This is a genomic window from Helicobacter burdigaliensis (assembly GCF_003670295.1).
GTDB classification, from domain to species: Bacteria; Campylobacterota; Campylobacteria; order Campylobacterales; family Helicobacteraceae; genus Helicobacter_D; species Helicobacter_D burdigaliensis.
Genome location: NZ_QXJG01000049.1, coordinates 1 through 1097 on the forward strand (window position 1 = coordinate 1; position 1097 = coordinate 1097).

1 protein-coding gene is annotated in these 1097 nt (G+C 24.3%); it reads right to left on the minus strand.

What is annotated here, in order from left to right; all coding sequences use genetic code 11:
- A partial coding sequence (locus tag EBF09_RS08975) for a CDP-glycerol glycerophosphotransferase family protein (protein WP_198672583.1) occupies positions 1-1026 on the minus strand: 1026 nt, incomplete at its 3' end.
- Between the last annotated feature and the right edge of the window lie 71 nt (positions 1027-1097).

The window sequence follows — 1097 nt, forward strand, 5'->3', positions numbered from 1 at the left end:
AGTTATAAAAAGATCAATTTTTCTTTGATTTAACCAACTAGAGACATCATTATGGGTTACACCATGTTGCAAAAATATAAAATCCTTGGCTTTCAGAGTTTCTTTTCCAAGTGCTGTAAACATATATTTATCAATATGTGAGCTAATTATTTTACTAGCCCTAAAAACTAAATATTTAAATTTTAAACTTCTTGGATCAACCAATTTAAAACCATCGTTTTTTAGTCTCCCCCAATCTTCACTATCCTTTCTCAATGCAAAAACTATTTTTTGCTTAGGATGATTTTGCATAACATATCTATATAAGTGTTCTGCATTATCATCAGCTCTTGAACTCATATCTGCAAACATCCATAAATTAGCTTGTCTCATCCTTATTTTTTGGAGTTTTTTAAACTCATTATAGATTACCCCTAAATCCTTTATAATTTTGTTTTGATACTCTATTTCACACTCTGCTTCATTTAATAAAACTTTTAGTTCTTTAGAGCTTTTATCTAGCCTTACCCATATTTTTTTTTCATATATGAAAACTTTATCTAAAAAATCATACTGTCTTATTTTAGGATATTTCACTACAATTTGCTCACCATCTAAATAAATCTCTTCTTTAATATCTAAATTATTGAAATAATACTTAATTAAAATTTCATTATTTTTATCATCAATATCCTCAATAAAAACTCTCTTTTGCCTAAAAGCTTCTTTTTTAAAAAAACCAAGAATTCCTTGAATAATATAAAATTCAAATGGAAAGCTTTTAAAGTTTTCAATAGTTTTTACATCTATTAATTGAAAATTTTTTATTAGTATTTCTAGATACTTTTCTTGTTCCCTTCTACTCAACATAGAAACTTTTTCAGGAGAATTAATCAATTCTTTTATTTGCCAATATAAATCATATAAAACTAAATTTTGAATAAATAAAGGAATATTGCCTTTATAATTATTATTTTGAAGAATGTTTAAATAGCCATTTTTAGTAACATTTAGATAATAATCTTTTTGCTTTAATTTTAAATCCAATGTTGAACTTCCGTCTTCTCTTTTTCTGTAATAATATTTTGCTTTTTTTAAAAATGCACTTTTATAACTAA